The sequence below is a fragment of the Methylobacterium sp. Leaf89 genome, from assembly GCF_001422215.1.
Classification (GTDB): domain Bacteria; phylum Pseudomonadota; class Alphaproteobacteria; order Rhizobiales; family Beijerinckiaceae; genus Methylobacterium.
The window spans coordinates 195873-220183 of sequence record NZ_LMML01000027.1 but is presented as its reverse complement, the minus strand read 5'-3'; the positions used below and the strand labels follow the sequence as shown (position 1 = coordinate 220183).

21 protein-coding genes and 1 pseudogene are annotated in these 24311 nt (G+C 69.7%); 15 read left to right on the top strand and 7 right to left on the bottom strand.

Annotation, left to right across the window (positions count from 1 at the left end):
* Positions 1-349 precede the first annotated feature (349 nt).
* Together ASF18_RS11175 and ASF18_RS11170 are read left to right on the top strand one after the other, a co-directional pair.
* Positions 350-1060, top strand: coding sequence for a Crp/Fnr family transcriptional regulator (locus ASF18_RS11175; protein WP_056213657.1), 711 nt, complete (start codon positions 350-352; stop codon positions 1058-1060).
* Between the two features lie 443 nt (positions 1061-1503).
* Positions 1504-2250, top strand: a complete 747-nt coding sequence (locus ASF18_RS11170) for a sigma-70 family RNA polymerase sigma factor (RefSeq protein ID WP_056351595.1) — start codon at positions 1504-1506, stop codon at positions 2248-2250.
* Between the two features lie 109 nt (positions 2251-2359).
* On the opposite strand, the gene mgtE is transcribed toward ASF18_RS11170, so the two are convergent.
* A complete protein-coding gene (gene mgtE, locus ASF18_RS11165) occupies positions 2360-3730 on the bottom strand; it encodes a magnesium transporter (protein WP_056274654.1) in 1371 nt (456 codons plus the stop codon).
* A 521-nt stretch (positions 3731-4251) separates the two neighbouring features.
* Here mgtE and pqqA (ASF18_RS11160) point away from each other — a divergent pair.
* Positions 4252-4341 (top strand): pyrroloquinoline quinone precursor peptide PqqA, encoded by a 90-nt coding sequence (gene pqqA, locus ASF18_RS11160; RefSeq protein ID WP_019902976.1) that lies wholly within the window; start codon positions 4252-4254, stop codon positions 4339-4341.
* Between the two features lie 93 nt (positions 4342-4434).
* The gene (gene pqqA, locus ASF18_RS11155) at positions 4435-4524 is read left to right on the top strand and encodes a pyrroloquinoline quinone precursor peptide PqqA (RefSeq protein ID WP_056213663.1); all 90 of its coding nucleotides are present in this window, start codon (positions 4435-4437) and stop codon (positions 4522-4524) included.
* Here the strand turns inward: pqqA (ASF18_RS11155) and ASF18_RS11150 are convergent.
* The gene (locus ASF18_RS11150; RefSeq protein WP_082487408.1) at positions 4517-5533 is read right to left on the bottom strand and encodes a LysR family transcriptional regulator; all 1017 of its coding nucleotides are present in this window, start codon (positions 5531-5533) and stop codon (positions 4517-4519) included. The two genes, pqqA (ASF18_RS11155) and ASF18_RS11150, sit on opposite strands and share 8 nt — an antisense overlap.
* A 102-nt stretch (positions 5534-5635) precedes the next feature.
* On the opposite strand from ASF18_RS11150, the pseudogene ASF18_RS11145 reads away from it, so the two are divergent.
* Positions 5636-6804 (top strand): annotated as a pseudogene (locus tag ASF18_RS11145) (MFS transporter).
* 22 nt (positions 6805-6826) lie between these two features.
* On the opposite strand, the gene dinB reads toward ASF18_RS11145, so the two are convergent.
* Positions 6827-7915 (bottom strand): DNA polymerase IV, encoded by a 1089-nt coding sequence (gene dinB / locus ASF18_RS11140; RefSeq protein WP_056351592.1) that lies wholly within the window; start codon positions 7913-7915, stop codon positions 6827-6829.
* A 225-nt stretch (positions 7916-8140) separates the two neighbouring features.
* Here dinB and ASF18_RS11135 point away from each other — a divergent pair, with 225 nt between their 5' ends.
* From ASF18_RS11135 to ASF18_RS11120, 4 genes are all read left to right on the top strand, one after another.
* Positions 8141-9295, top strand: coding sequence for a hypothetical protein (locus ASF18_RS11135; protein ID WP_056351589.1), 1155 nt, complete (start codon positions 8141-8143; stop codon positions 9293-9295).
* Positions 9296-9474: 179 nt separating this feature from the next.
* A complete protein-coding gene (locus tag ASF18_RS11130; protein ID WP_056351584.1) occupies positions 9475-10398 on the top strand; it encodes an alpha/beta hydrolase in 924 nt (307 codons plus the stop codon).
* Between the two features lie 107 nt (positions 10399-10505).
* A complete protein-coding gene (locus ASF18_RS11125) occupies positions 10506-12785 on the top strand; it encodes a xanthine dehydrogenase family protein molybdopterin-binding subunit (RefSeq protein WP_056351581.1) in 2280 nt (759 codons plus the stop codon).
* 161 nt (positions 12786-12946) lie between these two features.
* Positions 12947-13477 (top strand): phosphate-starvation-inducible PsiE family protein, encoded by a 531-nt coding sequence (locus ASF18_RS11120; RefSeq protein WP_056274646.1) that lies wholly within the window; start codon positions 12947-12949, stop codon positions 13475-13477.
* Positions 13478-13567: 90 nt separating this feature from the next.
* Here ASF18_RS11120 and ASF18_RS11115 read toward each other — a convergent pair whose 3' ends face one another.
* The 3 genes from ASF18_RS11115 to ASF18_RS11105 all read right to left on the bottom strand — a co-directional run bounded on the left by ASF18_RS11115 (position 13568) and on the right by ASF18_RS11105 (position 15793).
* Entirely contained in the window at positions 13568-14080 is a 513-nt protein-coding gene (locus ASF18_RS11115; RefSeq protein ID WP_056213676.1) for a winged helix DNA-binding protein, read from the bottom strand.
* Between the two features lie 164 nt (positions 14081-14244).
* Positions 14245-14712, bottom strand: a complete 468-nt coding sequence (locus tag ASF18_RS11110; RefSeq protein ID WP_056274644.1) for a DUF6163 family protein — start codon at positions 14710-14712, stop codon at positions 14245-14247.
* A 19-nt stretch (positions 14713-14731) separates the two neighbouring features.
* A complete protein-coding gene (locus ASF18_RS11105; protein WP_056351579.1) occupies positions 14732-15793 on the bottom strand; it encodes an enoyl-CoA hydratase/isomerase family protein in 1062 nt (353 codons plus the stop codon).
* A 266-nt stretch (positions 15794-16059) separates the two neighbouring features.
* Between ASF18_RS11105 and hemB the strand changes: the two genes are divergently transcribed.
* The 4 genes from hemB (at position 16060) to ASF18_RS11085 (ending at position 19153) form a co-directional block, all read left to right on the top strand.
* Positions 16060-17118, top strand: a complete 1059-nt coding sequence (hemB, locus tag ASF18_RS11100) for a porphobilinogen synthase (RefSeq protein ID WP_056351576.1) — start codon at positions 16060-16062, stop codon at positions 17116-17118.
* Positions 17115-17537, top strand: coding sequence for a hypothetical protein (locus tag ASF18_RS11095; RefSeq protein ID WP_056351571.1), 423 nt, complete (start codon positions 17115-17117; stop codon positions 17535-17537). Before hemB ends, ASF18_RS11095 begins: the two co-directional genes overlap by 4 nt.
* A 187-nt stretch (positions 17538-17724) precedes the next feature.
* Positions 17725-18213, top strand: a complete 489-nt coding sequence (locus tag ASF18_RS11090; RefSeq protein WP_056351568.1) for an RDD family protein — start codon at positions 17725-17727, stop codon at positions 18211-18213.
* A 193-nt stretch (positions 18214-18406) separates the two neighbouring features.
* On the top strand, positions 18407-19153 hold the full coding sequence (locus tag ASF18_RS11085; protein WP_056213690.1) for an arginyltransferase: 747 nt from the start codon (positions 18407-18409) through the stop codon (positions 19151-19153).
* Positions 19154-19175: 22 nt separating this feature from the next.
* Here the strand turns inward: ASF18_RS11085 and ASF18_RS11080 are convergent, their stop codons facing one another.
* A complete protein-coding gene (locus ASF18_RS11080) occupies positions 19176-21317 on the bottom strand; it encodes a TonB-dependent siderophore receptor (RefSeq protein ID WP_056351565.1) in 2142 nt (713 codons plus the stop codon).
* Between the two features lie 506 nt (positions 21318-21823).
* Between ASF18_RS11080 and purB the strand changes: the two genes are divergently transcribed.
* Both purB and ASF18_RS11070 read left to right on the top strand, forming a co-directional pair.
* A complete protein-coding gene (gene purB / locus ASF18_RS11075; protein WP_056351559.1) occupies positions 21824-23131 on the top strand; it encodes an adenylosuccinate lyase in 1308 nt (435 codons plus the stop codon).
* A gap of 58 nt (positions 23132-23189) precedes the next feature.
* Positions 23190-24050 (top strand): D-amino-acid transaminase, encoded by an 861-nt coding sequence (locus ASF18_RS11070; RefSeq protein WP_056213696.1) that lies wholly within the window; start codon positions 23190-23192, stop codon positions 24048-24050.
* The last annotated feature ends 261 nt before the right edge of the window (positions 24051-24311 follow it).

Below are 24311 nucleotides of genomic sequence, written 5' to 3'. Positions count from 1 at the left end.
CCCCCGACCGAGTCCGGGCTGCTCCGTCTGCGCGTTGACCAACCGAGCCGTGCTCGCAGGATCATCGGCCGAGAACGGCCGAACCCTTGCGTCACTACGGCCAGGACCCTCGGTTCGTTGCGATATTCCCCGAACCGCAGCGTTCATAAATCCCAAAGAAGCATGTCGGACAGGGCACGACGCCTTTGGTGTTGTGCCCGACATTGGAGGAATGTCGTCTACCCGACAGATCTCCTGGCGGGCTTGCCTTTGTCTCGCATCGTACAGATAGTCGCAAAATCGCTTGTATATATTCCTGAATATGGGTCCGTGAGAGACTATTTGTGCTCTTGCCCCAAGGGACAGGCCCGTGTCGCTGCTAGAGCAATCTGCCGTCCGTAACCGCTTGCTCAAACGTCTCTCGCCAGGTGACTATCGGTTGCTTCAGCCGCACCTGCGCGCGATGACGACGGAGCTGCGCCAAGGCCTGATTTATCCGCATCGACCGATTCAGGACCTCTACTTCCCGGAGGCCGGCTACGCGTCGATCACGACCTCCGGGACGAGCAGGGTCGAGGTGGGCATCATCGGGCCCGAGGGCGTGGTCGGTGCCGCACCGGTGCTGCTGGGGAGTGACCGCACGCCCTACGACCACTTCGTCCAGAACGCGGGCGAGATGCTGGCCATCGACGCCGCCGTGCTGATGGCCGCCACCGAGGAGAGCCTCACCCTGCGCAACCTGCTGCTGCGGTTCGTCCAGACCCTCCTGGTCCAGACGGCGCAGACCGCGTTCGCCAACGCGAGCTACAACATCGAGGTCCGGCTCGCCCGCTGGCTGCTCATGTGCCACGACCGGGTCATCGGCGACGAGCTCACCGTGACCCATGACTTCCTGTCCTTCATGCTCGGCGTCCAGCGCACGACGGTGACCCTCGCCCTGCAGCTCCTAGAGGGCAACCGCCTGATCAAGGCACGTCGCGGGCGGATCGGGGTTCTCGACCGGACCGGCCTGCTGGCCGTGGCGGGGGGCAGTTACGGCGTACCCGAAGCCGAATATCTCCGCCTGATCGAGCGCGCCTGACCCGGAGGGGGGGCCTGTCGAATGCCGCGACGCACCGGGGCGCCTGCACCGTCGATCAGGCCAGGTCCGGCTTCGGCCGATGGACGCGTGACATCGCCCTGTCGCGGACGCTCGGCAGTGAACACTTGCTCTCCTGCAGGGTTGAAGAACGACGCATCACGCGTTCCTCCCGGGACTCGCCTCCCAGGACACGCCTCCCAGGACTCGGCCCGCCCGGCAATGGCCGTGGCGGGCTCTTTGCGTCTCGCTATCATGTATATTCTCGAGAAGACTTTTGCCGGGTTGTCTCTCGATCCAGACGTAAACGTACGATTTCGCGCATAAATCTTTGAAGGTCTTCCCATTAACCTGTGTTGATGCGGATAAATCTCTCGTTTTGCACACTCGGGCGGACTGAGGGGGATCGGGCTCATGCCCTTCCCGGCCGAATGAGAAGTGACTGGATGACATCGCAATCTGGATCCGATGCGTCGACCCGCCTCCGTCCCGAGAACGCTCCCCCGCTGGCGCCGTCGATCCGACGAACCCTCGGGCAGCACCTGCGCGATGCCTATGCCTCCCTCGATAACGACCCGCCCGACCGGTTCGCCGTGCTGCTCGCCCGTCTCGAGGCGGTGCTCGCCGCCCGCGGCGAGACTCTCACGGCCGAGGTCCGCCAGGGGCTCCGGGACCATGCGCCGGGGCTGCGCAAATACGCCCTCTCGTTGACCCGCGACGCCGCGCGCGCCGACGATCTGGTCCAGGACACGATGCTGCGGGCCTGGATGTACCGCGAGAGCTTCACGCCGGGCACCAACGTGTGCGGCTGGCTCACCATCATCATGCGCAACACGTTCTATTCCGGCCAGCGCAAGCGCGTGCACGAGGTCGAGGACAGCGACGGCAGCTACGCCGCGCAGCTGGTGACCCTGCCGGCGCAGGGCGCCGTCCTCGACCTGGAGGACGTCAACGCTGCCATCGGGCGGCTCTCCACGACCCTGCGCCAGGCCCTGACGCTGGTGGCCATCGACAACATGACCTACGACGAGGCCGCCAGGGTGATGGGCTGCAAGATCGGCACGGTGAAGAGCCGCGTCTGGCGGGCCCGCGAGAGTCTCGCCGCCCTCGTCGGCTACTCCGCCCACGAGATCGGGCCGGACCGCCTCGCCACCTCCGTGCTCAGCGACCTGAGCCTCCGGCCCCGGGCCTGAAGCGGCCTTCGAGTCTGTCAGGTTCATCCGGAACCAGACAGACTCCGGATTCCTTTCTTGTCCGTTTGTCTTACCGGGACAACCGGTTTCCACGTATCCCTGACAAACTCTACAGCAGCGTTCCGCGCAGGATCAGCATCGCCACCGAGAAGTAGATGACGAGGCCCGTGACGTCGACGAGGGTGGCGACGAAGGGTGCCGAGGCGGTGGCGGGATCGAAGCCGAGGCGCTGCAGCAGGAACGGCAGCATCGAGCCGGTGAGCGAGCCGAAGGTGACGATGCCGATAAGGGCCGCCCCCACGGTCGCTGCCACCAGCATCCAGTGCTCGCCGTAGTCGTAGAGGCCGGTCTTCTGCCAGACCACGATGCGGACGATGCCGATCGCGCCGAGGATCGTGCCGAGCACGAGGCCGGTGGGCACCTCGCGCAGGGCCACCCGCCACCAGTCGCGCAGGCGCACCTCGTGCAGGGCCAGGGCGCGGATGAGCAGCGAGGTGGCCTGGCTGCCGGAATTGCCGCCCGAGCTCATGATCAGCGGGATGAACAGGGTCAGCACGATGGCCTTTTCGAGCTCGCCCTCGAAGCCCTGCATGGCGGTGGCCGTCATCATCTCGCCGAGGAAGAGCGCGCAGAGCCAGCCCGCCCGCTTCCGGATCATCGTGCCGAAGCCGATGTCCATGTAGGGCTCGGGCAGGGCTTCCATGCCGCCGAAGCGCTGCACGTCCTGGGTCTGCTTCTCGACCATCGCGTCGATCATGTCGTCCACCGTGACGATGCCGATGACGTGCCCGACCGCGTCGATGACGGGGAGCGCCAGGAGGTCGTAGCGCGAGATCAGACGGGCGGCCTCCTCGCGGCTGGCCGTGGGCGAGACCGCCAGCGGACGTCGGTTCGGGGCCACCGAGAGCACGTTGTCGCCCGGATTGCCCGAGATCAGCCGACGCAGGGGCACCGCCTTGGTCAGGGCCCGGGTGCGCGGGTCGAGGACGAAGATCGCGTAGATGGTCTCGCGGGTCTTCTCGACCTGGCGGACGTGGTCGAGGGTCTGCTGCACCGTCCAGTTGCCCGGCACGGCGACGAATTCCGTGGTCATCAGCGAGCCGACGGTCTCCTCGCCGTAGGTGCTCAGCCGGTCGACGGCCCCGCGGGTCTCGGCGTCGAGACGGGCGCGCAGGTCCGAGCGGCCGGGCTCCTCGATTTCGCGAAACAGGTCGGTGATGCGGTCGGCCGACATGCCCGACAGGTAGGAGGCGACCCGGTCGCGCGGCAGCATCTCGATGATGTCGGCGGCGCAGTCGAGCTCGGGCTGATCGAGCACCTCGATCGCCCGCTCCACGGGCAGGCCCAGTAGGATGGCGGCGGCGACCTCGGGCGCCTCGTCGTTGAGCGCCTCGACGATGTCGGGCGCGCGCTCATCCGACAGGCGAGCGGCGAGCACGGCCGGATCGATGCCGGTCGGGAAGGAAGCTATCTCGTTCATGGGCTCACCTCGCAGGGCGCGCGATCCGGCCGTGAGGGGCCGTCCCGCGCCGGGCCGCCCGGGCCCGGTCAGCGGGGCGTCAGGCGAAGGAAGCGGAGGCGGCCGCGCACGGCGCGGGCGATCGGTCTGGATTGTCGCTGGGCATCGGAATCGTCGAGAGGGAGCCGAAGCGCGCGCCGCGCGGTGAGTCGTGACCCCCGCGCAGGCCCGTTCGGCGGCGCGTCAGTGCGCCTCCCCTCCCCGGGGCGTCAAGCCGAAACCGGCCTCGGCCGGATCTTTCCTCCGCACCCGTGGCGCCCCTGCCGTCCGGTCCGGGGCCGACTTATCGCAGACTCCCTCGCACGGGCGAGGTGCCGGCATCATATCTCCGGTGTCCGGAGTGCCGGGCCGAAAGCGCGGCAACGCTCGGGTGCAGGATGTGAACTTTCCCGCGATCCTATGAGAAATATAAGTGTAGCGTCCACTTGTATTGTGCCCAACACAACGGCATATCAGGGACGTCGAACACGAAGGAGTTTCCCATGAAGTGGTCCGCCCCCGTCGTCCAGGAAGTCTGCGTCGGCATGGAAGTCACCAGCTACGAGTCCGCCGAGATCGATCCCTTCAACTAAGGCGCGGCCTTTCGAGGCTGTTTCTCGTCGAAGAGTGGATCGAACCCATCCGGGTTCGGCTTTCATACCCCCAAACCAACCAGGAGAGATGTCATGAAGTGGTCTGCCCCCATCGTCCAGGAAGTCTGCGTCGGCATGGAAGTGACGAGCTACGAGTCCGCCGAGATCGATCCCTTCAACTAAGGGCGATCGCGGGTCCCGCCCGCGGGACCGGCTGATCCGAGGGGGCGCTGTCCGAAAGGGTGGCGCCCCTTTCGTTTGGGCTGAGAGTGACGGGCGGCGGTGATCCCCTCGGCGAGCGCAGCGCCTCCGCCAGGAAGTCGATCAGCACCCGGACGCGCGCCGGCATCGACGGGCCGCCGACGAAGACCGTATGGATGGCCTCGCGGTCCTGCGGATTGTAGCGCTCCAGCAGCGGCACGAGGCGCCCGCTCGCCAGTTCGTCGGCGATGTGGAAGCGCCCGACACGGGTGATGCCCATGCCGCCGAGGGCGAGTTGGACCAGCGTCTCGCCGTTGTTGGCGGACATGGAGCCGGAGACCGCCAGGAGGTAATCGCGTCCCTCCTCCCGGAACGGCCACCCGGGCTCGGCGCGGCGGAAGTTGAAGTCGAGGCAGTTGTGTCGGGCGAGATCCGCGGGGATCTCCGGCGTTCCGACCCGCGCCAGATAGGCGGGCGAGGCCACGACCGTCCGGCCCGTGTCGCCGAGGCGGCGCGCGGTGAGCGGGCTGTCCGGTAAAGTCCCGAAGCGGATCGCCACATCGGCCCGTCCGCCGAGGATGTCGGCGACCTGGTCGCTGAGGTCGATGTCGACGCTGATGCCGGGATGGCGCGTCACGAATTCCGCCAGCAACGGCACGATCACCAGACGCCCATGGGCGGAGGCGGTGCTGATCCGGACCCGACCGCGGGGGGAGGCCTGATCGGCGACCGCGCTCTCGCTCTCGGCGATATCGGCGAGGATGCGGCGCGCGGCACGGGCATAGCTCTCGCCTTCGGCGGTAAGGCGCAGCGTCCGGGTGGTCCGCACGATCAGCTGCACGCCGAGGCGTGCTTCCAGGCGGGCGACGATGCGGCTGACGGCGGAGGCGGTCAGCCCCAGCCCGCGGGCCGCCGCGGACAGGCTGCCGTCTCGCGCAATGGCGAGGAAGGCCGCCATCTCCCCCGTCCGGTCGATTCGGTCTCGCGGCATTCGTGCTCCTGACGCACAGATGTCGGTCCGGAGATCGGGCTACCGGCCGGTGTCGCGCTGCATCATGTGCCTGTCGGGAACAATGACCGAGAGGCAACCCCCATGACAATCCATCCTGCCCTGCTGGCGCTGAGCATCGGAGCCTTCGGGATCGGCGTCACCGAATTCTCGCCGATGGGCATGCTGCCGCTGATCGCGAACGATCTCGGCGTCTCGATCCCGGCCGCCGGCCTGCTCGTCAGCGCCTATGCGCTCGGCGTCCTGATCGGCGCCCCGCTGATGACCCTCGCCTTCGCGCGGGTGCCGCGCCGGGCGCTTCTCGTGGGCCTGATGGGCATCTTCACAGTGGGCAGCGTGATTTCGGCCCTCGCCGACGGTTACGCGATGCTGCTCGCGGCACGGATCGTCACGGCCTTCAACCACGGCGCCTTCTTCGGGATCGGATCGGTGGTGGCCGCCAGCCTCGTACGGCCCGAGCGGCGTGCGGCCGCCGTGGCCGCGATGTTCTCCGGCCTGACCATCGCGACGATCGGCGGCGTGCCCCTCGCCGCCTGGGTGGGGGAGGCGCTGGGCTGGCGCGCGGCCTTCTGGGGCATCGCCGGCATCGGCGCCGTCGCGATGCTGTCGCTGCGGCTGGCCTTGCCGCCCCTGCCCGTGGACGGCGCCCCCGACATCCGCGCGGAGCTGCGCGTCGTGGCGCGGCCGGCCGTCCTCGGCGCCCTCGCGCTCACGGTCCTCGGGTCGAGCGCCATGTTCACGGTCTTCACCTACATCGTCCCGATCCTGCGCATCGAGACGGGGGCGGACGCCTCCTTCGTCACAGCCATGCTGGTGGTCTACGGCGTCGGCCTGACCCTCGGGAACTGGGCCGGCGGACGCCTGGCCGACCGCACGGTGGACGGAACCATCATCGCCTCCCTGGTGGCCCTGGTCCTGCTGCTCGGGGTGTTCGCCGTCGGGATGGACTCGCGCTGGGTCGCCGCCCCGCTCATCCTGCTCTGGGGCGTCGCGAGCTTCGCCCTGTGCCGCCCCTACAGATGCGGGTGATGGCGGAGGCCGGCGAGGCGCCCAACCTCGCCTCGGCCCTGAACATCGGTGCGTTCAACCTCGGCAACGCCATCGGTGCGGCCCTCGGCGGCCTCGTGATCGACCTCGGCGGAGGCTATCCGGCGGTCTCGGTGGCGGGGTCAGCAATGGCGGCGGTCGGCCTCGCTTTCCTCCTCGTTCTGCGGCGCGGCCGGCGCGTCGCCGGCGTGGCGGCGTGTCCCTGACACCGGGGAACCGGGCGCGCCTCTACAATCCGAGGCCGAGCTGGCGCGGCTCGGGCGCGGGGCCGTGTTCCAGGGCGGAGAGGGAGACGCCGAGGAGGCGGACGCTGCGCCGCAGGGGGAACAGGTCGCGCAGGAGGACCAGAACGGTTTCCTCCAGGACGGCGCGGTCCGGGACGAAGCCGGGCAGCGAGCGGGCCCGGGTGATCTGCTCGAAATCCGCGAACTTCACCTTGAGCGTCACCGTGCGGGCCCGGACCTCCCTGGCGGTGGCGGCGCCCCAGACCTTGTCGAGGATCGGCGCCAGGCGCCCCGCGAGCACCCCGTAATCGGCAGAGTCCTCCGAGAAGGTGTTCTCGGCGCCGATGGATTTCCGGATCCGGTTCGCCCGGACCGGACGGACGTCGATGCCCCGCGACACCCCATAATAGTAGGGCGCCGAGGCGCCGAACCGCTTCGTCAGGGTCTCCAGGCTGAGGGCGCGCAGGTCGCGTCCGGTCAGGATTCCGAGTGCCTTCATCCGCGCTTCGGTGACGGGGCCGATCCCGTGGAAGCGCCCGATCGGCAGGTCCTCGACGAAGGCCGGCCCCATGGCGGGGGTGATCACGAACAGGGCGTCGGGCTTGCGGAAGTCGGACGCCACCTTGGCCAGGAACTTGTTGTAGGAGACGCCCGCCGAGGCCACGAGGCCGGTCTGCGCGCGGATCGAGGCCCGGATCGCGCGGGCCACCGCGGTGGCGGTCGGCAGACGCTGCCGGTTCTCCGTCACGTCGAGATAGGCCTCGTCGAGGGCGACGGGCTCGACCAGGTCGGTATGCTCGGCGAAGACCGCCCGGATTTGCTCCGAGATCCCCCGGTAGACCTCGAAGCGCGGCTTGACGAAGACCAGGTCGGGGCAGAGCCGGCGCGCCGTGACGGAGGGCATGGCCGAGCGGACGCCGAAGGCCCGCGCCTCGTAGCTCGCCGCCGCCACCACGCCGCGCTCGCGCGATCCGCCCACCGCGACCGGGCGGCCCCGCAACGCCGGGTCGTCGCGCTGCTCCACCGAGGCGTAGAAGGCGTCCATGTCGATATGGATGATCTTGCGGATCGCGCCCGCGTCGTCCGGGTCCATCGCGGACGTTCCTCCGATCGTTCTGTCGCTGGTGTTCGTGGTCTGTTCGCAGAATCCCGGTCCGGGCACGGGAATCAAGCCCTGACGGATCTCGATCCACCGCGGAACCGACGCAGCCTCGCCGCGGCTCACGGCGCGGGGGCTCGCCGTGGACCGGGGCGTACCGCATAAGGGCGCCCAGGACAGCCGAAGCCCGCGCTTGGCGATTCGCCCGAGGACAGGTTCTTGAACATCACTCAGATCACCCACCACGACCTCGACGGCTACGGCGCCTCCACGGTGGTCGGCCAGTTCGCCGAGGTCGCCCGCATCGTGCACGTGCCGCGCTATTCCGATGTCGGGCCGGTGGTCGAGACCGAGCTGAAGCGCCTCGGCAAGGCGTCCGCCCCGGAAATGATCGTGATGACCGACCTCGGCCTCGAGGCGGTGGCCGTGACCTTCATCCGCAACTTCGCCGCCCTGAACCGCCGCCGCGATCCGACGGCACGCCACCGCCTCGTCGTCCTCGATCACCACGCCTCCTCGGTCGACCAGCTGCGCGAGCAGGGCCTCGCACCGCAGGCCGATCCCACGGTGCCGAGTCTGCAGCGCTTCGACCTGGAAGATCCGAACATCGTCGTGCTCATCGACGAGGCCTGCTGCGCCACCCGCATGGCCTACGAGCACCGGGCCCTCTACGCGACCCGCGAGACCGGCGCGGATCCGATCCTCGGCGCCCTGGTGACGGCGGTCGATGCCGTCGATCTGTGGCGCAAGGACCGGCCGGCCTTCCGCAACGGCCTGAGCCTCGACGAGATGTTCTGGGACAACGTCTCGAACCTCGTGCCCATCGGGCATCCCTGGCACGACCGGTTCGTCGGCGACCTCCTCCTCGGCGCGGCCCGCCTCCTCGGCGAGGGCGCCTCCCCGGCCGTGATCGAGGGCCAGGTGCCGGCCCTGCGCAAGGCGATCCTCGACGGCTACCTCGCAGAGGACGAAGGCGACGACCGCACCCTCACCACCCGCATGCGCATCGCCCGGGTGCTCGCCCGCTCGGACCTGTTCCATCCCCTCTCGGACGGCACGCTGATGTCCTTCGGCCTCGATTCCGGCACCTTCCAGCGGGTCTCGGACCTGATCATGGAGAGCGGCCGGGCCAAGCGCGTGCTCAATGTGCAGCGGGCGGGAACCATGTCCTTCCGCTCCAACAACGAGACCGCCCTGGAAGGCGCGCGGCGCTTTCGCGGCGGCGGCCACAAGGATGCCGCCGGCGGCAAGCTGACCAGCGGCTCGGCCTTCTCCCTGGCGGACGCCATCGCGCAGGTCGAGCCGGTGCTGAACCCGCCGGCGGCCGACCCGGCGCTGAGCCCGTTCGGGGCCTTGAAGAACTGGAAGGGCTGAGACGCGCGGTCCCCCCGACGCAGCCGCCCCCGATGGCCGGCCCGGCACGGGCGCGGCAGTCTCGCCGCCGCGCGCCGCCCGTGCCATCCTCGCCCCGGGCCGAATCCCTGCCCGGCACCGACGGCACAGCTGCGGCGCCGGGACGGTCGAACCCTGTCCGCGACGTTTCCGGGGACACCATGCCGCCGATCGCTCTCCTCAGCCGCGGGCCGTGTCCGTTCCTGTCGGGCTTCGACCTCGCCGACGCGACGCTGCCCGACCTGCGCCTCCGGGTCGCCCTGTCCCCGGGCGGGCCGCGTCTGCCGGTGCTGCTCCTGCACGGTCATCCGCAGACCCACGCCACCTGGTACGCGGTGGCGCCCCGGCTTCGAGAGGCCGGCCATCCGGTGGTCGCCCCCGACCTGCGCGGCTACGGCGACTCGGATCGACCGGACTCGACGGCCGATCACGCCCCCTACGCCAAGCGGGCCATGGCGGCCGATGCCGTCGCGCTGATGCACGCCTGCGGCTACGAGCGCTTCGCGGTCGTCGGGCACGATCGGGGCGGCCGCGTCGCGCATCGCCTGGCCCTCGACCACCCCGCCGCGGTGGACCGCCTCGCCGTCCTCGACATCGCCCCGACGCTGACGATGTACGCCCGCACCGACCGGGCCTTCGCGACCCGGTACTTCTGGTGGTTCTTCCTGATCCAGCCGGCGCCCCTGCCCGAGCGGATGATCGGCGCCGACCCGGAGGCCTATCTGCGCCATCACCTCGCGGGCCAGAGCCGGACGCCCGGGATCCCGAGCGAGGCGATGATCCGGGAATATCTGCGCTGCTACCGCGCGCCCGGCAGCCTCCATGCGATCTGCGAGGATTACCGCGCCGCGGCCGGGATCGACCTCGACCACGATGCCGCCGACGCCGCCGCCGGACGCCGGGTCACCGCGCCGCTCCTCGCCCTCTGGGGCGCGCAGGGCACGGTCGGCGAACTCTACGACGTCGCCGCCACCTGGCGCGAGACGGCCGACCGGGTGGAGGGGCACGCCCTCCCCTGCGGACACCTGCTGCAGGAGGAGGCACCGGACCTGGTGCTGGACCACCTGCGTCCCTTCCTGGGTTGAGGGCCTGTCCTCGCGACGCGACGGGGACTCCCGAGCGACTCGCGGTCGCGCCCGGATCGGCCGGCCCGGAACGGCGGTTACCCCTGCCGTGAGGCGAGGAGAGCCCGATGGCGAGACCGACCGATCTGCGCGATCCCCCCGCCTGGCTGGGGCATCCGCATCCCCGCGTCGAGGGCGGCGCCAAGGTCACGGGTACGGCGGTCTACGCCTCCGACACCCGCCTGCCGGGTCTGGCCCACGCCGCCCTGGTCACCAGCACCATCCCGCGCGGACGGATCACCGGCTTCGACCTCGCCGCCGCGCAGGCGGTCCCGGGGTGCCTGCGCATCTTCACCCATCGGGATTTCGCTGGCGCGATCCGGCCGGTGAAGCACCTGATGGCCGGGGGCTACGCCAACAGCGGGCACCTGCCGCTGGGATCGGACGCGGTCGCGTATGCCGGTCAGATCGTCGCCCTGGTGGTGGCGGAGACCGTCGAGACGGCCCGCGCGGCGGCAGCCCGCACCCGAGTACACTACGCGGCCGAGGCCTTCGCCGACGGATTCGACGCGCCCGGGGCCGAGGTCGTGCGCCTCGCCGACCTGAAGCCGGAGCACCACGACCCCCGGATCGGCGACGCCGACGACGCCCTGGCGCGGGCCGACGTCGCCGTGTCCGCCCGCTACGCGACGCCGATCCAGCACCACAACCCGATCGAACTGTTCACCACCACCTGCACCTGGGACGGCCCGCGCCTCACGGTCCACGAGCCGTCGCGCTACATCGGCGCGGTCCGGCACGGGCTCGCCGCGCAGCTCGGCCTCAATCCGGGCGACATCCGGGTGGTCTCGGGCCTGATCGGCGGCCATTTCGGCGCGAAGCTCGCCCTGGCGCAGTACACGGCCCCGGTCGCCCTGGCGGCCCGCGCCCTCGGGCGGCCGGTATCCCTGGTCGCGAGCCGCCGGGACGGCTTCACCATCGCCAACTACCGTCCGGAAAGCCGGCACGATATCCGCCTCGGGGCGAGCGCCGACGGGCGCTTCACCGCCCTCGTGCACGAGGCCGCGGTCATCGCCTCGCGCTTCGATCCCTTCGCCATGGAGGGCACCGACGTCACCGCGAGCCTCTATGCCTGCCCGGCCGTCCGCACCGACGAGCGCGCCGTGCGGGTCGACCGCAACACCCCCGGGCCGATGCGGGCGCCACCCGAGGTGCCCTACCTCTTCGCCCTTGAGAGCGCCGTCGACGAGATGGCGGTCGCCCTCGGGATCGACCCGATCGCCCTGCGCCGTCGCAACGACACGGCCGCCGACCCGATCTCCGGGAAGCCGTTCTCCTCGCGCCCGCTGATGGCCTGCTTCGAGGCCGGCGCGGAGGCCTTCGGCTGGGCGACGCGCGATCCGGAACCGGGGCGGATGCGCGACGGCCCCTGGCGGATCGGGCTCGGCTGCGCCGCCTCGGCCCGGCCGGTGAAGATCTCCCCCGCCACGATGCGGATCCACCTCGGGGCCGATGGCCGCGCCACCGTCGCCACCGCCCATCACGAGATCGGCAACGGGATCACGACGCTGCTCGCCCTCGGGGCCGCCGAGTGGCTCGGCACCACGCCCGAGGCCGTCACGGTCTCCCTGGGCGATACGGCGCTGCCGGCGGCCGGGCTCTCGGGTGGCTCCGCCACCACGACCAGCCTGCTCCACACCCTGGCACAGGGCTGCGAGACCCTCCGGGCCCGCCTGGTGCGGGCCGCGATCGGATCCGGTCCCCTGGCCGGAGCCGATCCCGCCACGCTGCGCCCGCATGCGGGCGATCTCGTCGCCCCGGACGGGCGGACCTGCCCGCTGGCGGCGCTCGTCGCGGGCCTCGACCCGAACGGGATCGAGACGGTGGCGGCCTTCACCCCCGAGGGGTCGGGGCCGGAGGCCCTGGAGGCGGTCGGATCGGGCCGGATGGCCCTCGGGACCGGCGCCGGCGGCAAGGCCGTGTCCTGGGCCTTCGGCGCCCAGTTCGCGCGGGTGCTGGTCCACGACGAGACCGGCGAGATCCGGGTGCCGCGCCTCCTCGGCGCCTTCGCGGCCGGCCGCGTCCTCAACCCGTTGACCGCCCGGAGTCAGCTCACCGGCGGGATGATCTGGGGGCTCGGCTCGGCGCTCCTGGAGGAGACGATCCTCGACCGCGGCCATTACCGCAACGCGGATTTGGCCGAGTACCTCGTCGCCACCGCCGCGGACGCGCCGGAGGTCGAGGCCCTGCTCGTGCCGGACCCGGACGACGGCGTGAATCCCCTCGGCCTCAAGGGCCTCGGGGAGCTCGGGATCATCGGCGTCAACGCCGCGATCGCCAACGCGGTGTTCCACGCCACGGGCCGCCGGATCCGGTCCCTGCCGATCCGGGTCGAGGACATGCTGTGACCGATCGCGGGCCCCTTCGGCCGATCCTCGTCCGGGGCTGACGCGGTCGTGATCGCGTCGCCCGGCCCGGGCGCTCCGGCCGGCACGCTCTCGAAGCGTGGCCACCCTGGACGCCCGCCCGCCGATCCTGTCTGATCGACCCGACAGAGGAGGAGCGCGTCATGTCCGACGACCGGGACGATCAGGGCCGGCTCACGCGTGCGGCGAGCTTCGTCTTCCTGCACACCGAGCACGCGATCTACGCGGCGCTCGGAATCCTCCTCGCCCTGACCGCCCTCGTCGCCCTGATCGACGCCACCGCGCTGACCTGGGAAGCCGTGCGCCACCTGGGCGGGGCCGATCAGATCCTGGAGGTGGTCGATCGGCTGCTGTTCCTGCTGATGCTGATCGAGATCCTGCACACGGTGCGGGTGTCGATGCGCTCGGGCAAGCTGACCTGCGAGCCCTTCCTCATCGTCGGCCTCATCGCCTCGATCCGACGGGTCCTCGTCATCACCCTGCAGTCGTCGGAGATCACCCACGCCAAGGACTGGTCGCCGGAGAAGCAGGCGCTGTTCCAGGCCTCGATGATCGAGCTCGGCGTTCTCGCCGGCCTGATCCTCACGATGGTGTTCGCCATCTTCATGCTCCACCGCGCCCGGGACGACGGCAAGCCGGCGGGCGAGGAATCGGCCGAGCACGCGGGTTCCTGACGGAGCGGGACGCCGTCACCGGGGCCCCGGAACGCGAACAAGCCCGGCGAGCCGGGCTTGCGCGGTGCCGCGATCGCCCGCGATCCGGTCCTAGAGGCGGTAGCGGATCTGGTCGGTCCAGAAGCGCTCCAGGCGGCTGAGCGCCGTGTTGAGGCGGCCGAAATCGTCGTCCGAGATGCCGCCGATCGGCTGGATGGTGCGGGCGTGCTTGTCGTAGAGGCTCTGGATGATGTCGTGGACCTGACGGCCCTTGTCGGTGAGGCTGATGCGGACCGAGCGGCGGTCGGTCTTCGACCGGGCGTGGTGCAGGTAGCCGGCCTCGACGAGCTTCTTGACGTTGTAGGAGACGTTCGAGCCCAGATAGTAGCCCTTGGTGCGCAGCTCGCTCGCGGTGAGTTCCTTGTCGCCGATATTGTAAAGCAGCAGCGCCTGGACGCTGTTGACGTCCTCGCGGTCGCGACGCTCGAACTCGTCCTTGATCACGTCGAGGAGGCGGCGGTGCAGGCGCTCGACGAGGTGCAGAGCCTCAAGATACGAGCCGTGGGCCGGGACGGTCTCGGGAGCGGTTTCGGTCTTGCTAACCTTGGCAGCCTGGGACTTCATCGTGGGCCTCTTCAGATCTCTGTGCTTCAGGGCCGGTGTTCTTCGCCACCGCTCATGAAGCCAACCTAGGAGTCGCAGATGAAAGACGGTTTAAGCGATAGGATGAATTTGCGATTTACCTCTCTGGGTAAATGCAAGATGAAGCGAACGTCGTAACCCGACGTTTACCGGATTTCCCGCGCCGCCAGGAAAGACAAGATAAAATACAACGCAATAATCCCGGCCTGTATTGCCAGGTAGACGGGCACTATTGGCAGGAGCTGCGGGGTCAGGACCGCCAGGGTGAGCGCGCTGGTGGCGGCCAGCAGCCAGACGACACCGCCCCAGGCGCTGGTGAGCCAGAGGCCCACCGCGGCCATCGGATCGATCACCGCGAAGTAGACGATCACGCTCTGGCGCCCGAGCGTCTCCGATTCGAAGGGGCGTCCGCCGGGCAGGATGTCGAGGATGCCGGCCCAGGTGGCGACGGCCTTCGCGAGCCAGAACAGGGCGGTGAGGCGCATGAACCAGACCAGCACCACGTCCCAGCCGGTCTGCGGCACCTGGGGCGCACGCTCGATCCGGTCGGCACCCCCGTCCTGATTGCGTCCGCGGATTTCGCGGGAGCCGGGGACCTTGGTCAATCCGCGCACGCCGGACCTCTTCTCATGACTAGGACGATCCGGTGAAGGACGGCTCCGGCCCGCCCGTGGCTGCGAAGGCCGCGGCGATCGTCGCGGGGTCGACGGCGTCCAGGGTAGCGGGATCCCAGGCGGGCGCGCCGTCCTTGTCGATGACGGCCGCGCGCACGCCCTCGAAGAAGTCGTGGCCGCGCATCAGGGCGCTGACCATCCGGTATTCCGTGAGCATCGCCTCGGGAAAGCTCAGGCCCGCGCCGCGGCGCATCTGCTCGCGCACCAGAACCAGGCTGGTGGGCGAGCGCGTGCGCATCAGGGCGGCGGCCTCGGTGGCGAAGGGTGCGCCGTCCGCATCGAGGCGCGCCAGGATCTCCGCGACGGTGTCGGCGCAGAAGCACGCGTCGATGCAGGCCCGTGCCGCGACCAGGGGCCCGGGCTCGGGCACCGGCCGCGCATGGGCGCCGAGCACCGCCGCGATCGGCGCGCCGGAGGCCAGATCGTCGACGATCCCGTCGAAATCCCCCGCCGCGGCGTGGTGGGTGGCCAGACCCACCGCGTGGGCGTCGCCCGGTCCGATGCGGGCGCCGGTCAGGGCGAGGTAGGTTCCCGTAGATCCCGGCAGGCGCGGCAGCACGAAGGTCATGCCGACATCGGGAAACAGGCCGATCCCGACTTCCGGCATGGCGAAGCTGTAGCTTTCCGACGAGACCCGATGGCTGCCATGGACGGAGAGGCCGTTGCCGCCGCCCATGACCAGGCCCTCGATCAGGCTGACCACAGGTTTGGCGAACCGCTTCACGGTGGCGTCGAGGCCGTACTCGGCGCGCCAGAAGGCATCGACCGACGCGTGCGCGCCGGCCTTGGCGAGGGCGTAGATCTGGCGGATGTCCCCGCCGGCGCAGAAGGCGCGCCCGCCCCGGCCGCGCAGCACCACCCGCGTCACCGCCGCGTCGCCGGCCCAGATGTCCAGCTGCGCCTGCATCGCCCCGAGCATCGCCAGGGACAGGGCGTTCAGGGCGCGCGGCCGGTTCAACGTCACGAGGCCCACCGCCCCGCGCCGCTCGAACAGGATCTCCGCTTCGCCCGTTTCCGCCATGGGTCCTCCCGCCAGGGATGGGTCCTCCCGCCTGGATCGCCTGCTTAGACGAGGTTTTGGCGCTTGGCGTCAATCGGAGGGACGTTTCCGGAGGCCCTTGCGCTGTGCGCGTGGCGCAGGCCTGCCGTGGACGAAGACCAGCCATCCCTGCGTCGGCATCACGGGTTTCGGAGGCTTTTCCGGATGTGTTAGGCCCGTGCTCGCCCGCCCCGGCCAAGGCCGCTCCCGGTCACGGCCCGGGGCGAAAACCATCGAGTTCGCCCACGATGACCAACGAACCAGCGACCCCGCGTCCCCTGGCGGTCGAGACGGCCCAGGAGGCCGCTCGCCCGGCCTCGCTCGGCATCACCCAGCGCCCGCGCCGAAACCGCAAGGCCGAATGGTCGCGCCGCCTCGTGCGCGAGAATACCCTCACGGTCGATGACCTGATCTGGCCGCTCTTCGTGATCGAGGGGTCGGGCCGGCGCGAGCCCATCGCGTCGATGCCGGGCGTCGAGCGCCTCAGCGTCGACGAGATCGTGCGGGACGCCGAGAAGGCCGCCCGCGCGGGCATCCCGGCGATCTCGTTCTTTCCCTACACCGAGCCCAGCCTGCGCGATCCCACCGGTTCGGAATCGCTCAACCCCGACAACCTCGTCTGCCGGGCGGTGCGGGCGGTGAAGCGGGCGGTGCCCGAGCTCGGGATCATGACCGACGTCGCCCTCGATCCCTATACCAGCCACGGCCATGACGGCCTGCTGGAGGACGGCGCCATCCTCAACGACGAGACCGTGGCTCTCCTGGTCGAGCAGAGTCTGATCCAGGCCGAAGCCGGCACCGACATCATCGCGCCCTCCGACATGATGGATGGGCGCGTCGGCGCGATCCGGGCCGGCCTCGACCGGGCCGGGTTTCGCGACGTTCAAATCATGGCCTACGCGGCCAAGTACGCCAGCGCCTTCTACGGCCCGTTCCGGGACGCCATCGGCACCCAGGCGGCCCTGGTCGGCGACAAGCGCACCTACCAGATGGACCCGGGCAATTCCGACGAGGCCATCCGGGAGGTCGCCCTCGACATCGCGGAGGGCGCCGATTCGGTGATGGTGAAGCCCGGCCTGCCCTATCTCGACATCATCCGCCGGGTGAAGGACGAATTCGCCGTGCCGACCTTCGCCTATCAGGTCTCGGGCGAGTACGCGATGATCGAGGCCGCCGCCCGCAACGGCTGGCTCGACGGCGAGCGCGCCATGGTCGAGAGCCTGCTGGCCTTCAAGCGCGCGGGCGCCGACGGCGTGCTCACCTACTATGCCCTGCGGGTCGCCGAGCGGCTGCGCGCCGGCGCGTGAGCCCCGGACCGGCCGCGCGCGGGCTCCGCATCGCGCTCGCCGCCGGCGTCGCCCTCCTCGGCCTCGCCGGCTGCGTCAGTTCGGTCGATCGTCAGCGCGCCATGATCTGCCGGCGGGTCGTGCCCGCGCTCGCGCCCCCCGAGACCGCGGTGAAGCTCCTGCGCATCGGCGCGGGCGCGACGCCGGACGAGCTCCGGGTCGACTACGCGGTGGCGGGGCGGCCCGGCCAGGCCGCGCGTCAGCGCTGGGTCACCTGCCGTTTCGGTCCCGGTGCGGAACTCCTCGGCCTCGCTACCGAGGCCGGACCGGTCAACGGGGCACGCCTGTTCCTGTTGCGCCACTACTATCTCGAGACCCCCGAGGCCGCAGACGCGGACCCGGGCGGCCAGCCGGTGCCGGCCGGCCGCCCGCCCCCGTGAGACCGCGGGGCCGCGGTGATCTCGCGGCGCATGCCCGAGTTTCGTCCTAGCGTCTCTCGTCCGTGAGTTTCATGTCCTTGAGTCTCCTGTCCTTGAGTCTCCTATCCTTGAGTCTCCTGGGGCGCACGCCCATCTCTCACCTCAGAACGCCGCCGCTCAGTCCGCGAGCGCGATTCAGGAGCGCCCCATGCGCGAGACGCAAAGCCCCTACGCCGATCGCTGCCAGACCGGCTACGCCCCCCAGGTCCCGGTGCCCTATGTCCGGGGCAGCCTGGGCGCGCGCTTCCTCGCTTATCTCCTCGACATCCTGTTCATCTTCGGATTCACCGCCCTCCTCACCCTGCTGATCACGGTGATCGGCGTCCTTACCTTCGGGCTGGGCTGGACCCTGTTCGCGATCCTGCCGGCGAGCGGCATCCTCTACAGCGCGATCACGGTCGGCGGCCCGGCCCAGAGCACCTGGGGCATGCGGATGATGGGCCTGCGCGTCGTCGCGCCGGAGAGCGGCGCGCGCGTGGACTACCTCACCGCCGCGATCCACGCGCTGCTGTTCTACGTGGCCGTGGCCTCGGCCTTCCTGCTCTGGGTGCTGGATGTCGGCATCGGCCTGGTGCGGGCCGATCGCCGCCTCGGTCACGACCTGATCCTCGGCCTCGCGGTGGTGCGGGCCGGCTGACGCAATCGCCTCCGGCGTCGCGTCGACGCACGTCTTCGACCACGCGGCCGCTCTCGGCCTGACAGCACGATCCCGGTTTCGCACGAAATCGTCGCGGAACCCTCTCAGGGAGTTGAGCCGGCCCGCGTTGCGGATACACTCAAGTCTCGGGGTGCGCGGTGCGCACCCGGCACGCGGCGAGCGACAGACAAGCGTGACGAGCCATTCCCGGGACACCCCGCAATTCTACCTGACGGCGCCCTCCCCGTGCCCCTACCTGCCGGGCCAGGAGGAGCGGAAGGTCTTCACCCACCTGGTGGGGCGCCGCGCCCGCGACCTCAACGAGATCCTGACGCAGGGGGGCTTCCGCCGCTCGCAGACCATCGCCTACCGGCCGGCCTGCGAATCCTGCCGGGCCTGCATCTCGGTGCGGGTGGTGGTCTCCGATTTCCGTCCCTCGGCCAGCCAGCGCCGCATCCTCCAGCGCAGTGCCGACCTCGTGGGCAATCCCGAGCCCAACCGTCCCGCTTCGGAGCAGTACGCCCTGTTCCGGCGCTACCTCGACGCCCGCCACGGCGACGGCGGCATGGTCGACATGACCGTGCTCGACTACGCCATGATGATCGAGGACAGCCACGTCGACACCCACCTGGTGAACTATCGCCGGCGCGGGCCCGACACCGCGATCAACGGGCGCGGCACCGGACCCACCGTCGCCCTCTGCCTGACCGACGTTCTCGCGGACGGCCTGTCGATGGTCTACTCGTTCTACGATCCGGCCGAGGCGCACCGCTCGCTCGGCACCTACATGATCCTCGACCACATCCGCCGCGCCGCCGATCTCGGCCTGCCCTACCTCTATCTCGGCTACTGGGTCGAGGGCTCGCGCAAGATGGACTACAAGGCCCGCTTCACGCCGCAGGAGCGCCTGATGGGCCCCGGCTGGCAGCGGGTGGAGTAGCGCCACCCGCCGCGCGTGACCCTCAGAACTTGGCGATGATCTGCGCCCGGATCGTGCGCGGCGCGCCCGGCGTGAGGTTCTGGTTGTTGTCGGCGGTGTAGATGTAGCGCCGGTCGAACAGGTTCTCGATGTTCACCTGGGCCCGGACCGACTCGCTGACCTGGTAGAACAGCCCCAAATCGAAGCGCGTGTAGCTCGGCAGACGCACGGTGTCGTCCGAGGTCGCGAAGGCGTGGGTCTGGTGGATCACCCCGATGCCGATGCCGAATTCGGGCGTGAGGTCGAATTTGTTCCAGAGGGAGACGCTGTTGAACGGCACCAGCCCGACGGTGTTGCCCTTCACGATGGTGGACGAGACGGCACTTTCGATGCGGGCATCGGTGAAGGCGTAGCCGCCGGCGATCTGCCACCAATCGGTGAGGTAGCCGTTGGCGCCGATCTCGGCGCCTTCCGTGTTGGTCCTGCCCGACAGGAGGAAGAAGCCCGCATTGTTCGGGTCGGGCAGCCGCTGGTTGGTGCGGTCGAGATTGTACAGGGCGCCGGTGACCTGGAAGGTCGGCGTCACGTCGTATTTCACGCCCACTTCGAGGTTCTGGAAGCCCTCCGGCCTGGCGATGACGAGGCCGGGCGTGAACGCGCCGATCTGGTCGCCCGAGGACGGCAGGTAGGACACGCTGTAGCTGCCGTAGAAGGCGAGGTTCGCCAGCGGCTTGATCACGAGGCCGGCGCGGGGCGAGACGAGGTTGTCGACGCGCTCGTTGGTCAGGCCCGTGGCCCGGCCCCGCGCGGAGAAGTCGAAATAGTCGTAGCGCAGGCCGCCGACGATCTGGACGTACTCGTTGAGGTCGATCTGGTCCTGGGCATAGGCCGCGGCCAGGCCGAGGTCGTAGCGAACGTTGGCGTCCGTGGTGCCGTTGTTGCGGAAGGTCACCGGTGCCCTGGAGATCGGCGACATCGGGTTCACAACCACGCTGGTGACGAGGCTGTCGCCCACCCGGGAGAAGCCCGTCTCCCGGAAGGCGAGGCCTTCCTGGTAGCCGAGCTCGAAACCGGCGAGCAGCGTGTGCTTCACGTCGCCGGTGAGGAACTTGTAGGTGAAGTCGTTCTGGCTGAAGTAGTTGGTCCGGTTGGTCTCGCTGCGGTAGATCGTGATCGGCACCTGCGTGCCGGCGGCGTTGACCGGCGCGGCCGGCAGGGAATTCGAGTAGAAGCGGTTGTAGTCGGCGAAGCGCAGCTGATTGCGCATCTGCACGCCGGACTCGAACGTGTGATCGAGGGTCGCCGTGGCGATGTTGGCATCGACCGCCGTCCGGTTCACGGTCGGGTTGCCGAAGAAGGTGCGGGTGTTGTTGCGGTAGTTGTACGGCCGGCCGTTCTGCGAGGGGATGCCGCGATCCGGGAAGCGGTCGTCGTGGAAGAACTCGTAGGAGAGCTTCAGGGTGGTGGCCGGGCCGAGCAGGAAGGTCATCGTCGGATTGATGCCGTAGCGCTGCAGCTTCCCGAATTGCCGGTAGGTCTCGCTGTCCTCGAACACGCCGTTGAGGCGGAAGAACACGCTGTCGCTGATGCGGTCGCCGACATCGAGCGCCACGCGCTTCTGGTTGAACTGACCGCCGCCGGCCACGATCTCGCGCACCCGCAGGCCGTCGGCCTCCTTGAGGACGCGGTTGATCACGCCGCCGCCGCCGCCGCGCCCGAAGATCAGCGAATCCGGACCCTTGAGCACCTCGATCCGCTCGATGTTGTACAGGTCGCGGAAGTACTGGACGTCGTCGCGCACGCCGTTGACGAAAAAGTCCGCGTTGGTCTTCTGGCCGCGGATGACGACCTCGTCGCGGTTGTTCTCGCCCTGGGCCGGAATCACGCCCGGCACGTAGCGCAGCTGCTCGGTAAGGTTCTGGACGTTCTGGTCCCGGATCTGCTGGCGGCTTACCACCGTGATCGATTGCGGGGTGTCGAGGAGCGGCGTGTCGGTCTTGGTCGCGCTGCGGGTGGCGCGGGTGACGTAGCCGACCGTGTTGCCCGGCAGGCCCTCGACGCTGAGCTGATCCAGGGTGACGGTCGTTCCGTCGCGCGGCCCGACTGGCTGGGCCTGGGCGATGGCCGTGAGGGCCGTTCCGCACAGGAGGGGTGCGATCAGTCGTAATCCTGCTGTCGTGCTCATCGTTTTATCGCCCGCCTGTAGTTCATCTGTGCTTGAGAGTTCGCCCGCTAAGCAGTTGCAGGGCGTCTTTGTCCCTTGGGGCGAGCCTATTTTTCAAGCAAGAGGCGACGGCGCTCGTTTAGGGCTTCATCTTTTTCAATCGTTCTTAGAACCCCTGGAAACAAAGCGGCAACATCCTCTTCGCACTGCGCAATCCCTGCGCGGTTCGCAAACTTGGAACGACTCCGAAAACGGCTGATCCGACAGGGCTGTTCCTTTTCTGCCACGGTCTCATGGGGCGTCGGACGCGTGTTGCGACCGGATCGGGGGCATCGGCAGGGTTCTGCGCCAGCGCTGCCGGGCCGTGGCCCGTGCCTGCGGCGGCCGTGACGCTCCGATTCGCTGCGCTTCGCGCCGGACGGCGTCGGCGGCCGCCGGGGGGGGGCGCGTTGAGCGCGGTCGCCGCCCATGCTAGGCGCGCCTGATCCCGTTGCCCCTTTTTCCGACGCGTTGACCGAGGCGCCCGCATGATCCCCCGCTACAGCCGCCCCGAGATGACCGCGATCTGGTCGCCCGAATCGCGTTTCCGGATCTGGTTCGAGATCGAGGCCCACGCGACGACCGCGCTGGCCGAGATCGGCGTCGTCCCGAAGCAGGCCGCCGACGCGATCTGGGAGAAGGGCCGCGACGCGGTCTTCGACGTGGCCCGCATCGACGCCATCGAGGCGGTGACCAAGCACGACGTCATCGCGTTCCTGACGCACCTGGCCGAGATCGTCGGCCCCGAGGCGCGCTTCGTCCACCAGGGCATGACCTCGTCGGACGTGCTCGACACCTGCCTCAACGTCCAGCTCGTGCGCGCCGCCGACCTGCTGATCAAGGATGTCGACGCCCTGCTCGCCGCCCTCAAGCGCCGGGCCTTCGAGCACAGGATGACGCCGACCATCGGCCGCTCGCACGGCATCCACGCCGAGCCGGTCACCTTCGGCCTGAAGCTGGCGCAAGCCTACGCGGAGTTCGAGCGCAACCGCGCCCGCCTCGTCGCCGCGCGGGAGGAAATCGCCACCTGCGCCATCTCGGGCGCCGTCGGCACCTTCGCCAACATCGATCCGCGGGTTGAGGCCTACGTCGCCGAGGCCATGGGCCTGACGCCGGAGCCGGTCTCGACCCAGGTCATCCCGCGCGACCGCCACGCGATGTTCTTCGCCATCCTGGGCGTGGTCGCCTCCTCGGTGGAGCGCCTCTCCATCGAGGTGCGCCACTTGCAGCGCACGGAGGTGCTGGAAGCGGAGGAGTTCTTCTCGGAAGGGCAGAAGGGCTCCTCGGCCATGCCGCACAAGCGCAACCCCGTGCTCACCGAGAACCTCACGGGTCTCGCCCGCATGGTGCGCGCCTACGCCCTGCCCGCCATGGAGAACGTCGCCCTCTGGCACGAGCGCGACATCTCGCATTCCTCGGTGGAGCGCATGATCGGGCCGGACGCCACCGTCACCCTCGACTTCGCGCTGGCGCGTCTCACCGGCGTCATCGACAAGCTGCTGATCTACCCCGAGACCATGCAGCGCAATCTCGACAAGCTCGGCGGCCTCGTCCACTCGCAGCGGGTGCTGCTGGCCCTGACCCAGGCCGGCGTCTCCCGCGAGGACGCCTACCGCCTGGTCCAGCGCAACGCGATGCCGGTCTGGCGCGGCGAGGGCGACTTCCTCACGCTCCTCAAGGCCGATGCCGACGTCACCGCGGCTCTGAGCCCGGAGCAGATCGAGGAGTGCTTCGATCTCGGCTACCACTTCAAGCACGTGGACACGATCTTCGCCCGGGTGTTCGGCGCAAGCTGAGCTCCGCACGAATCCTGCTTGCCCCGACCCGCCCCACCCGGACCGAAGAGGTAACCCCGTGTCCCAGGCCCGCATCGTCTACCTGAACGGCGACTTCCTGCCCTTCGCCGAGGCGCGCGTGCCGATCATGGACCGGGGCTTCCTCTTCGCCGACGGGATCTACGAGGTCTCGGCGGTGCTCGACGGTCGCCTCGTGGACAACGAGGCGCATCTGGCCCGCCTCGACCGCTCGCTGGGCGAGATCGACATCGCCAACCCGCACAGCCTGGCCGAGTGGATCGGCCTGCAGACCGCGCTCATCGCCCGCAACGGGCTGACCGAGGGACTGGTCTACATGCAGGTCACGCGCGGCGTGTACGAGCGCGATTTCGCCTATCCCCCCGCCGGCACCGCGCCCACGGTGATGATGTTCACCCAGGCCAAGACCGTGGCGGCCAACCCGCTCGCCGAGACCGGCGCCAAGATCATCACCGTGCCGGACCTGCGCTGGAAGCGCCGGGACATCAAGTCGGTGGCCCTCCTGGCCCAGGTGCTGGCCAAGCAGCAGGCCGCCGCCGCCGGCGTCGCCGAGGCCTGGATGGTCGAGGACGACGCGGTCACCGAGGGGTCGTCCTCGACCGCGTTCATCGTCACGAAAGGCGGCGCCCTCGTCACGCGGCCGCTCTCCACGGCGCTCCTGCCCGGCATCACCCGCAAGGCAGTGCTACGCCTCGCCGAGGAGTCCGGCCTCGCCCTCGAGGAGCGCCTGTTCAGCGTCGCCGAGGCCCTGGCGGCGTCCGAGGCCTTCTACACCAGCGCCTCGGCCTTCGTGATGCCGGTGGTCTCCATCGACGGCCACGCCGTTGGCGAGGGCCGCCCCGGCCCGCACACCCGGCGCCTGCGCGAACTCTACATCGGCATGGCGCGCGAGAGCGTTTGAGGCGCACGGACAGGACCTGCGAAAGCGCGTGAGACCTGTCCGGTCGATCCGGGCGAAAGCAGAGGGCTGCGGACTAAAACGAAGACCGACCGAGTATCTTCCTCTCGCCTGTGCGGAAGAGAGTGGCCCGCGAAGCGGGTCAGAAGAGGGGGAGACCTCTTCGGATGCGGCGCGCCCCTCTCTCGGTTACTGCGAGACCACCCTCCCCCGCAGAGGGGCGAGGGAGAAATCCGCGGCACAAGCCCCTTCCCGAAGCCCCTT

Coding starts and splice junctions, on each gene's coding strand:
- ASF18_RS11170 (WP_056351595.1), top strand. CDS start 1,504: ATGACATCGCAATCTGGATCCGATGCGTCGACCCGCCTCCGTCCCGAG.
- mgtE (WP_056274654.1), bottom strand. CDS start 3,730: ATGAACGAGATAGCTTCCTTCCCGACCGGCATCGATCCGGCCGTGCTC.
- pqqA (WP_019902976.1), top strand. CDS start 4,252: ATGAAGTGGTCCGCCCCCGTCGTCCAGGAAGTCTGCGTCGGCATGGAA.
- pqqA (WP_056213663.1), top strand. CDS start 4,435: ATGAAGTGGTCTGCCCCCATCGTCCAGGAAGTCTGCGTCGGCATGGAA.
- ASF18_RS11150 (WP_082487408.1), bottom strand. CDS start 5,533: ATGCCGCGAGACCGAATCGACCGGACGGGGGAGATGGCGGCCTTCCTC.
- dinB (WP_056351592.1), bottom strand. CDS start 7,915: ATGGACCCGGACGACGCGGGCGCGATCCGCAAGATCATCCATATCGAC.
- ASF18_RS11130 (WP_056351584.1), top strand. CDS start 9,475: ATGCCGCCGATCGCTCTCCTCAGCCGCGGGCCGTGTCCGTTCCTGTCG.
- ASF18_RS11125 (WP_056351581.1), top strand. CDS start 10,506: ATGGCGAGACCGACCGATCTGCGCGATCCCCCCGCCTGGCTGGGGCAT.
- ASF18_RS11120 (WP_056274646.1), top strand. CDS start 12,947: ATGTCCGACGACCGGGACGATCAGGGCCGGCTCACGCGTGCGGCGAGC.
- ASF18_RS11115 (WP_056213676.1), bottom strand. CDS start 14,080: ATGAAGTCCCAGGCTGCCAAGGTTAGCAAGACCGAAACCGCTCCCGAG.
- ASF18_RS11105 (WP_056351579.1), bottom strand. CDS start 15,793: ATGGCGGAAACGGGCGAAGCGGAGATCCTGTTCGAGCGGCGCGGGGCG.
- hemB (WP_056351576.1), top strand. CDS start 16,060: ATGACCAACGAACCAGCGACCCCGCGTCCCCTGGCGGTCGAGACGGCC.
- ASF18_RS11090 (WP_056351568.1), top strand. CDS start 17,725: ATGCGCGAGACGCAAAGCCCCTACGCCGATCGCTGCCAGACCGGCTAC.
- ASF18_RS11080 (WP_056351565.1), bottom strand. CDS start 21,317: ATGAGCACGACAGCAGGATTACGACTGATCGCACCCCTCCTGTGCGGA.
- purB (WP_056351559.1), top strand. CDS start 21,824: ATGATCCCCCGCTACAGCCGCCCCGAGATGACCGCGATCTGGTCGCCC.